This window comes from Promicromonospora panici (genome assembly GCF_900608595.1).
Taxonomy (GTDB): domain Bacteria; phylum Actinomycetota; class Actinomycetes; order Actinomycetales; family Cellulomonadaceae; genus Promicromonospora; species Promicromonospora panici.
This window is the reverse complement of sequence record NZ_UWYY01000026.1, coordinates 84,854-95,118: the sequence shown is the minus strand read 5'-3', so window position 1 is coordinate 95,118 and position 10,265 is coordinate 84,854. Positions and strand designations below refer to the sequence as shown.

3 protein-coding genes are annotated in these 10,265 nt (G+C 68.7%); 1 reads left to right on the top strand and 2 read right to left on the bottom strand.

What is annotated here, in order from left to right; genetic code table 11:
* A partial coding sequence (locus EW117_RS25390) for a M15 family metallopeptidase (protein ID WP_207212040.1) occupies positions 1–1,587 on the bottom strand: 1,587 nt, incomplete at its 3' end.
* Positions 1,588–1,865: 278 nt separating this feature from the next.
* Positions 1,866–3,494, bottom strand: coding sequence for a helix-turn-helix transcriptional regulator (locus EW117_RS30350; protein WP_129789516.1), 1,629 nt, complete (start codon positions 3,492–3,494; stop codon positions 1,866–1,868).
* A 292-nt stretch (positions 3,495–3,786) separates the two neighbouring features.
* On the opposite strand from EW117_RS30350, the gene EW117_RS25380 reads away from it, so the two are divergent.
* Positions 3,787–10,119 (top strand): DUF7507 domain-containing protein, encoded by a 6,333-nt coding sequence (locus EW117_RS25380; RefSeq protein WP_129789515.1) that lies wholly within the window; start codon positions 3,787–3,789, stop codon positions 10,117–10,119.
* The last annotated feature ends 146 nt before the right edge of the window (positions 10,120–10,265 follow it).

The following is a 10,265-nucleotide window of genomic DNA, read 5'->3' as shown; positions in this document are numbered from 1 at the left end:
TTCTTGGCTCGGTTCTGACGGTGCTGGCGACGGAGTCGGTGAAGGAGCAGGGCTCGTCGGCGGCTTCGTCGGCTTTGGATCACTCGGCGTCGGCGTCGGCGTCGGCGTCGGCTTCGGCGTCGGCGTCGGCTTTGGACTGGGGTCGGAGGGTTTCTGTGCCGGCGGACTGGTGCTCGGGTCCTTCGTCGGCGTCGTCGGCTTGGTTGCCGGCTTGCGAATCTCAGCCGCAGACGGACTGTCCCCCGGCTCGGGATCACGCGTCGCTTCGACGCGTCGCCTCGCACCATCGGACGAGGCGGACGAGTCACTCGCAGCCCATGTGCCGACGTCGGACGGGTCGATCGCGCGGTCGGGGACCGCGCCGGCGGCGAAGAACTCGAAGTGCCACGGCTCGGGCTTCGCCCCGTCCGGCCGCGCCCACGACGGGTTGTCCCACCCGTAGTGCGGACCGTGCACCCGCAACCAGACGTACTCCGGGGAGGCACCACCGGCGATCGGATCACTCAGGTCCACCGCGAGGCCCCAACCGTGGTTGGACGTACCCGGGACCGCCGCCAGGTGCGGCTTGACGCTCGCGAGGGCGATCTGCTGCACGTAGGACCGGTAGGAATCGGTGATCGGGATGGGGTATCCGAATTCCCGCTCGAACTCCTCGCTCAACGCCGTCAGCTGCTGCGCGGCGTCGCAACGGAGCATGTGCCCCGGCGCGAACTCCAACGGGCACAGCACCGCGGACGGAATCCGGCCGTTGGCGTAGCCCAGGGTCGAGCCGCCGAACATCGCGACGACGTCCAGCAGGCTCTCGCGCAGCGAGAAGCCCGAGATCTGCGCGTCCGACAATGCCCGACGCTGCCGGGGCGAAAGGCCGTCGTGCTCGTCGGAGCGCTGCACGTCCACCAGGGCGTCGGACAGGGACGAGTCCAGCAGATTCGCCAGCCGCTCCGCCGCGATCACGAGCTGGCCGAAAGTGACCTGGTCCGCCTCCGGCTCGATCCTGTCCGGCTCGATCCTGTCCGGATCGACGCCGTCCGGATCGACCCCGTCCGGCCCGGTCACCGAGCTCACCTCATTGGACACCTGCACTGCGGGCCCGACGGTCTCGGGTAGCGCGAGGCGCCGGACGCCGTCGTCGGCGGGACCGTCCGTCCCGGAGGTGGGGGCGTTCGGTGCGTCCTGGACGCGTGGTCCGTCGTTCTTCTCGCTGAGCGCCTGCTGCTGCATCAGATACGTGGTGTAGAGCATGCCCAGCTCGGCGGCGGCCTGCGCCGTCGTCGGGCTGAAGTCCGGGCCCTGCTCCCGCGCCTGCAGTTCCGCGCGCTCCAGGACTGCCTCGATCTGGTCCAGGCTCACGCTGTCCGGGATGGTCTCGGCCTGCCGCACCGTCAAGTTCTCGCTCAGCCCGTAGAGCTGGACCGGGTGCCCCAGATTGCTGTCGGCGACGCGTACGGGAGGGGCCCCGTCCGGGGCGGTGACCGCCAGACCTCCCGCTGCCACGGCCACGAGCGCGCCTCCCCACACGGTGCGCAACAGCCTGCGACGGCTCGGACGGTAGATGTGCGAAACGAGCTTCTTCGACTGGTCCTTCACGCGTCGCCCTCTCGGTCGTGTGTTGCCTTGCGGTGCGCGGTAGATGCGGATCGGTCAACAAGCAGTAAAGAAGTACCACGGGTCTGCGGAGCGTTCGAGGCGAGATCGACGGCATCGGCGCCTCGTGACCCACTGAGGCCAATCCCGCCGCTGCAATCACTGGGCACAGACGCTGTGGGTGAAAACTGCGGCGAGTTGATGACTCACTTGATGATTTCTTGAGTTCTGGCTGACAATCGGGTCCGATGTGGATGGCAGCGCGGCGCAGCCCTGAGACGTCAGTGACGCTGCTGTCTTGAATCGCTCAGGAGCCCGAGCTCGTGGGCGCGGGCGAGCGCGGCGGCACGCTTGGTGACTCCGAGCTTCTTGTAGAGGCTGCGTACCTGGCTGCGCACAGTGCTGACGGCGACGCCGAAGGCGGCGGCGGCCTGCTCGGCGGTTCCCCCGCGGTCCAGGGCCTCCAGGACTTCCTGCTCGCGGCGGGTCAGCCGGACGATCGAGCCCGCGCTCGGCGGGTTCGACCGGACGATGACGCGGGTGAGTGTCAGGGGGTTGGGCACCCGGGCCAGCCGGGAGAGCTTTTCCAGGTCCTCGCTCGTCGCCGAGAGGAACGGCCTGATGAGCGCCGGGCTGGAGCGCAGCCGGACCGCGGTCTCGAAAGCGTGCGCGGCTCGGTCGAGATTGTCCTCGCGCAGGTGTGCGATCGCCAGGACGAGGTTGACGCTGATCGCGTCCGGCTCCGAGAGGCGCATGTGGTTGAGCGTCTTCGCGGCGACACGGATCGCCTGCTGGTTGTGCCCGGCGAGCAGGTGGACCCATGCGACCTGCTGCTCGAGGTAGTCCGCGTCGGGGTGCTCCTGTGCGAGAGCGAGGACGCGGTGGCCGGCGTCGGTCTGCAGCAGCAGCTTGGCCTCCGCACGAAGGGTGAGCCGATCGGCGATCGAGCCACCGTCCGTCAGCGGGTGTGCGCTGTGGACGAAGCGCGCCTCCTGCAGCCGCCGCAGTCCCTGGTGCGGATCTCCGAAGTGTGCGTCGTAGTTGGCGTGTGCGAAGGCGGCGAACGGCCACAGCTCGATGCCCTGCGTCGCCGGGCCCACCATGGCCAAGTGGTGCGACGCACCCTCGGCATCTCCCTCCTCGACGGCGATCAGGGCGCGAGCGATCCTCGCGCCGACGGTGGACACGTGCTCGAGCCAGTAGGGCACGCCGCCCATCTCGTCGAGCGTCACGAGCCATCTCCGGGCGAGGTCGATATGCCCCTGGAACGCGGCGAGCATCGCGAGGTTCGCCACCGCGTTGGCTCCCGCGTAGTGCTCGGTCGGTGCCGGGCCCGCCTCGGCATGAGCCCGTGAGTAGAGGTGGACGGCGCGGTCGAGGTCTCCGGCAAGCGTCGCGGTGACGCCGCGCTCGGTCGACAGCCAGCCGGGCCGTGCCGTGCTCGTCATACCCCACGGCCGCGTGTAGTTGCCCGCCCGCACCGCGAGCTGCTGGTCGACCCAGGAGCCCAGTCGTGCCGAATCGTCGTAGGCGCCACGTAGCCGGGCAGAGATGACCGCGAGGGTTCCCGCAGACAGGAGGTCACCTGGGTCCCGGTACGAGGACAGCCGGCCCGCGAACCGCCGACCATAGGTGCCGAAGTGATGGAGGAGCTTACGCAGCGAGGCATCACCGGTGACGAAGTGCTGCTGGCCGTGAGCGAGCAGGGTCGCGTGCAGCAGGCGCGGCCGCCGGTCGAGCTCTTGCGCGCTGACACCGGTCGTCGCACTGATGATCTCGTCGGCGAAGCGGGTCGGCAGGTCGTACCACAGCTGGTCGAACAGGGACTCAATGGCCGAGAGGTCTCCGGAGCGCAGGGCTCGCCGGATCTCCTTACTGTCCAGCGTCTTTTGGTCATCGAGTGACGTCACCTCCTGATCGTGCCTCCGGACGCGCCGCTTCGCGTGAGCGCAAACATCGGGAGCAGGGTGAAAAAACCCCTGAAATTGAGGAAGTGCTTGATGAAATTTCATCCTTCGCCCGGCATCACTTGCCAAGGACCGGTTCTAGTCGACCTACATGCGCACCCGTGTGCACGCAGCAGAAGGGGACAGTATGCGAACCGGATTCTGGGACAATAAAGGCGAAAACGGCGCCCGTGACAGGCGGAGTCGACGCGGAGCCTCAGCCCGACACGGACACAGTCGTCCGAGCACCGGGGCGGTGAAGCGTGTGGTCGCGGGGGCGCTCGCGGTCGCGACGGCGACGACGGGACTCATCGTGTCCGTCGCGGCGCCGGCGGCCGCGGCCACCGTGTACGAGATCGAGGGCGAGTGGGCGGCGAACACGCCGACCACCGTGGGCCGCGGTGACGTGGTCAACGCCGTGTGGCGGGTCAACGTCAACGACGACCAGCCCGCGCCGTCGAACGACCCGGTGGACAACGTGACGTTCACCGTCACCCTGGACCGCGGGCTGTTCAGCGAGATCCCAGATCTGTGCCTCGAGGCCGACGTCGACCCGGTGTCGGCGATCTCCGAGGACGGCAAGACGCTGACCTGCAACCTGGGCACCGTCGACCAGGGCACCGCGGTAGTGGTGCAGACCCCCGTGGTCGTGGACGGCGAGACGGGCGAGCAGCTCACCGCGGTCGGTGAGACCAACGGCCTGCAGGCGCCGCTGGATCCGATCGACATCGTGAACGACTTCGCGATGGACATGCAGTTCGGCGGCAACACCGTCTACCAGCGGTGGGGCGACGAATACCAGGGGGTGGACCTGGACCTGCAGTGGGCCCTGCGGCTGGGTAAGGGTTCGGATCCCGGCCCCGACAGCGTGACCTACCGGCTGCGGCTCACCGACAGTAATGGCGCGCGCGTGACTGTCGGCACGGGCAACCGTGGTGATGTGGGCTGTTCGGCGTTCAACGCCAACCGGGCCAGCGGCGTCCCGTGGTCGGATGTGCCGAGCCAACCGGCGGACCAGCAGACCGACTTCGTGGACAGCTGCACCCTGACCCCGGTCGCGGGCCAGCCCGGCGTGTTCGACCTGAGGCTGACCGGCATCGACTACGAGGTCGACGATGCGCCGAAGTATGACTCGACGCTCGGGGCGGACCCGCTGCCGACGGACTGGAGCTACATCGCCAGCGGCAGCATCTGGCTCCACATCGACACTGACCAGAGCGGCTCGATCACGCTGCAGTCCAACGCGCCGACCCACACCTCGACGACCGGGCTGAGGTCCACCGACCTGACCGCCAACAACACCACCAACAAGTCGTACACGCTTCCGGGCCGGTGGGCCGCACCGTGGTACCGGGAATACACCGGTGCGGGTGGCACCAACTGGGACGACACCTACCGTGTCTCGGCCGGGACGACGGTCATGCAGTACGTCAACAACCGGGCCGGCCTCCTGGACGTCCCTCCCACCGCGCAGCACGGTCAGTGCCTGGTGTTCGACACCGCCTACGTCACCTATACCCCGCCGCCCGCCGACACGTGGATCCCGATGATCCGGGGTTTTGATCCGGTCGAGGGTGGAGGCGCGGCCGAGCTGGACAACCCGCCGCCGATCCAGTACTACGTGGGCAACGTCGCCGACCCGAACTCGTTCAACTGTGGCTCCAACCCGGCGGGCTGGACCACCACTCCGCCGGCAGACCTGTCGACGGTGAAGGCAGTGCGGATCATGTACCCGGACTCGCTGCTCGAGGCGGAGGGCTACAACGCCATCCAGCTCGCGGCGTATACGACGATCAAGGACAACGTGCCCGCCGGCCAGGACGTGTGGATGTTCGGCTCGGTGTACAACCCGGCCAGCGGTGTCTGGGAGGGCCCGGGCGAGCCGTGGAACTCGTCGGACGTCATCCGTACGCCGGGCGCGCGGTACCCGTTCACGAACGGCCGTCGCGACATCCTGCGGATCATCTCTGCCAGCCCGGCGATCGAGAAGAGCGCGGACCGGTCGGTGGTGCGGCCGGGCGACCCCGCGACGTTCACGCTGACCTACTCGGCGAACGGTGCGGGCGCGATCCCCGACACGATGGACAACTACGTGATCGTGGACACCCTCCCGGTGGGCATGACCTATGTCGCGGGGTCCGCGAATCCGGCGCCGACGGTTACGACGAACGCCTCGGGGCAGCAGGTCCTGCGCTGGACCATCAACGACGTGCCGACGAACGCCGAGCAGACGCTGACCTATCAGGCAGTGGCCGGCGACTCGGTCCAGCCGGGCCAGGTGCTCACCAACACCGTCAGGAGCTCGGTGGGTGGCCAGACGTCTCGGCCGGCGACTGCCCAGGTCACAGTGACGACCAACGGGTGGACGTTGATCGGGAAGTCGACGGACCAGTGGTTCATCGCCAACCCTGACGGTTCGGGTGACGGGGAGGGTTCATGGACAGTGACCCTCAAGTCCGAGGACCCGCTCCCGCAGGCCTTCACGGACACGATCGACATCCTCCCGTACAACGGTGACGGCCGGGGGACGGATTACGCGGGCACCTATCAGGTGACGAGCGTGGAGGCGCCGGCTGGCGCGACCGTCTACTACACGACGGCAGACCCGGCGACCCTCTCGGACGACCCGGCGCACGACATGAATGGCGCGGCGGGCAACCCGGCCGGCAACACGGCGGGCTGGACCACGACCATGCCGGCCAACCCGACGGCTATCCGGGTGATCGGTGGTGAGCTCGCGCCGGGCGAGACACTGGCCTTCAAGGTCAACATCGCCACGGACGGCGCCGACCCGGGCGACGTCTGGGTGAACCGGGCGCAGGCGATCGCCGAGCACACGAGGCTGGTGATGCGTACGTCGGAGCCGCTGACCATGGGCACGATGTACTCGGCGTCGCTCAAGAAGTACGTGCAGGACCTCGAGGGGAACTGGCACGACGCGAACGACCCGGCCGACTACCCGGTCTTCCGGGACGGTGACCCGATCCGGTATCGGATCGTGGTGGAGAACACCGGCCAGGGCACGCTGACGAACGTCGTCGTGTCCGACGACAAGCAGCCCGAGCTCGGCGCGTTCACCATCGATTCGCTGGCGCCGGGTGACACCGAGAGCCACGAGTTCGAGATCACCGCCGACGCCACGGTCGGGGACAGCGTGGTGAACACCGCGTGCGCCGAGGCGGACCAGCCGGACGACTCCGAGACGCCGCCGACGATCAACTGCGACCCGGCCGGCATCGAGATCGACGGCGACCCGACGCACGACAAGACGCTGGTCTCGGCTACCCCGATCGGTGACGGTCGGTGGGAGGTCGTCTACGGCATCGAGGTGATCAACGAGAGCGCGGCCTCGACGTCCTACAACCTGGACGATGAGCTGCACTTCACCGAGCACGCGACCATCGTCTCGGCCACGGTGACCGGTTCGCCGGACGGCGTGACGCTGGCTGACCCCGCATGGGATGGTCAGGGCAACCTGGACGTCGCGCTCGGCGTCCCGCTCCTGGGTAACGACGACGAGGGGTACGCACCGCACAACTACGAGCTGACCGTGATCGCCGAGGTGCCGCTGCAGGTGCCCGGTGCGGGGTCGGACGACGACCCGACCGCGTGCGGTCCAGAGGGTGATGACTCCGACACGGCGTTCAACAACACGTCGCAGATGACGGACGAGCTCGGTGAGATCGAGGAGGACCAGGCATGTGCTGAGATTCCTTCGATCGACATCGACAAGTCCGTGAGCGAGGGTCCGGTCCCGAACGGGGACGGCACCTGGACGGTCACGTACGACATCGTCGCGGAGAACTCCGGCAAGGCCGACGGCGAGTACGACGTCACCGACAAGATGACGGCGGACGGTGACCTGGAGGTTATCTCCGGTTCGGTCGTCACGACTCCGGAGGGTGTGACGGCGTCGCCGGACTGGACCGGCCTGGGCGCCGAGCAGACCTCGCCGGAGAACCTGATCGCCGCCGACGTGAACCTGCCGGCGGGGGAGTCGCACACCTATCAGGTCGAGGTGGTCATCGGGATCTCCGGTGATGCCGGGGGCAGCCCGGTGATCACGCCGTGCTCGGCCGAGCCCGGCGAGAACGGCGGCCTGTCGAACACCGCGCAGATCGAGCACAACGACCTGACGGACGACGACTCGGCGTGCGTCACGATCGCGTACATCGTCGTGGACAAGACGGTGGCCGAGGGCCCGACGCCGAACGGTGACGGGACCTGGACAGTGGTCTACGACGTCGTCGCGGAGAACTTCGGGGCTGCCACCGGGGAGTACAAGGTGTACGACCAGCTGCGCCTGGGTGAGGGAGTGGAGGTGGTCTCCAAGGGGGTGACCCCGCCGGCCGGTGTGACGCTCCAGGACGGGTGGACCGGCCTGGGGGACACGCCCGACGCGCCGGAGAACCTGGTCGCTTCGGGGGTGAGCCTGGCGGCGGGCGCCATGCACCTCTACCAGGTCGAGCTGGTCGTCCAGATGGACGAGGAGACGATCGACCCGAGCACCCTGGTCTGCCCGCCCCCCGGGTCGAGTGAGAGCGGCGGCCTGGCCAACGGCACGCTGCTGGACCACAACGGCATCGTGGGTGTGGACGAGGTCTGCCCGACCCTGCCGCTGATCACTATCGACAAGACGATCAGCGACGGTCCGACGCCGAACGGTGACGGGACGTGGACCATCACCTACGACCTGGTCGCCGCCAACATCGGTCAGGCCGAGGGTGACTACGACCTGAGCGACCGGCTGCTGTACGGCGAGGGCATCGTGGTCGAGTCCGCGGACGTGACCACCGCGCCCGACGGTGTCACGCCGTCGGACGACTGGACAGGTCAGGGCGAGGACGGGGCCGACGAGAACGTGGTCGCCACCGACATCGCCCTGCCCGCCGGGGAGAGCCACACCTATCAGGTGCAGGTGGTCGTCTCGCTCGACGAGGCGGCAACGCCGGACACGCTCGCGTGCCCGGAGCCCGGTTCGGGCGAGACCGGTGGCCTGGCCAACGGTGGTGAGCTCACGCACAACGGCGAGACCCAGGACGACGACGTGTGCGCGCCGCTGCCGCTGATCGACATCACCAAGTCCATAGCGGGCGCGGTGGTCCCGGTCGACGGCGAGGACGGCGTGTACGACGCCACCTACGAGATCACGGTCACCAACAGCGGTCCGGGGACCGGCGTCTACAACCTGGACGACACCCTGGAACCCGGTGAGGGCATCACCGTGGTCGGTATCCAGGACGTCGCGACCGATGCCCCGGAGCCGGTCGGGATCAACCCCGACTTCGACGGCGTGGACGAGCCGCGGGTCGTGACAGATCAGCCCATCGCCGAGGCGCCCGACGCCCCGGTGGTGCACACCTACACCGTCACGGTGCGGTACCGGGCCGACCTGTCCGGGATCGTGTTCCCCGACGCCGACGGGTGCACCACCCTGGGCGGAACTGCCGATGGGGCGCTGAACAACGTCGCCGAGGTCACCTGGAACGGGATCAAGGACACCGACGACGAGTGCGTGCGCCCCGGTAAGCCGACCCTGGACAAGGCCCTGGTCTCGGCCAAGGCCGTGGGCGACGGAAAGTGGAAGGTCGTCTACGACCTGACCGTGGGCAACGTCGGCACCGAGCCGACCACGTACGACCTGGACGACGAGCTGCTCTTCGCCCCGGTCATCACGGCCGAGTCCGTCGCCGTCACCGGCCCTGAGGGTGTGGCCCTCAACGAGGGCTTCGACGGCGAGGCCGACCAGCGGATCGCCACCGACGTGACAATCGGCGGCCTGGACGACGCGGGGTATGCCCCGCACGTCTACCAGGTCACGGTGATCGCGAACGTGCCGCTGCACTTCGACGAGGTGGGCGGGGACGGGACCGGTTCGCCGGCCTGCACCGCGCCCGCCGGGTCGAACACGCTGGAGCAGGGGCTGAACAACGCCGCCACGTTGACCGACGAGACCGGGGGGAAGCAGACCGATACGGACTGTGCTCCGGTGCCGTCGATCGACATCACCAAGTCCGTGGTCGGTGACCCGGTCGCCGGCACGGACGGGAAGTGGACGGTGACGTACGCGATCACCGCAGTCAACGACGGCGACGCCCAGGGCACCTACACCCTGACCGACCGCCTGCGGTTCGGCACCGGCATCACGGTCGACAAGGCCACGGTGACGGATACGCCCAAGGGCGTGACCGCCGCCAAGTCGTGGACCGGTCAGGGCGCGGGCCAGGACGCACCGGCGAACGTGGTCGCTACCGACGTGACATTGCGGGCCGGGGGCAAGCACACCTACCGGGTGCAGGTGGTGGCCACCGTCCCAGGTGGCTCAGGCGACCCCTCTACGTTCACCTGCCCCGAGCCCGGCTCCGGTGAGCCGGGTGGGTTCGCGAACACGGCCGGCATCGGTCACAACGACCTGACCGACACCGCCGACGCCTGCGCCACGCCGAACGAACCGCCCCACAGCCCGCCGACGCCTCCGCTCGCGTCCACGGGCGCCGACGTCGGCTGGATCGCCGGAGGAGGTGCACTCCTGATCCTGCTCGGCGCGGCCGCGATCATCATCGCGCGTCACCGCCGCAACGTCGGCTGACACAACGTGTCAGACGCACAGATCGCTGGGGGGCCTGTGCGTCTGACACCGGGGGTCCTGCCCGGCGACCAGTCACTTGGTCGCCGGGCAGGGCCCTTCGTCACCTCGTCACGATCCCTCGTCCGTCATCCCGGAATCAGGGAGGC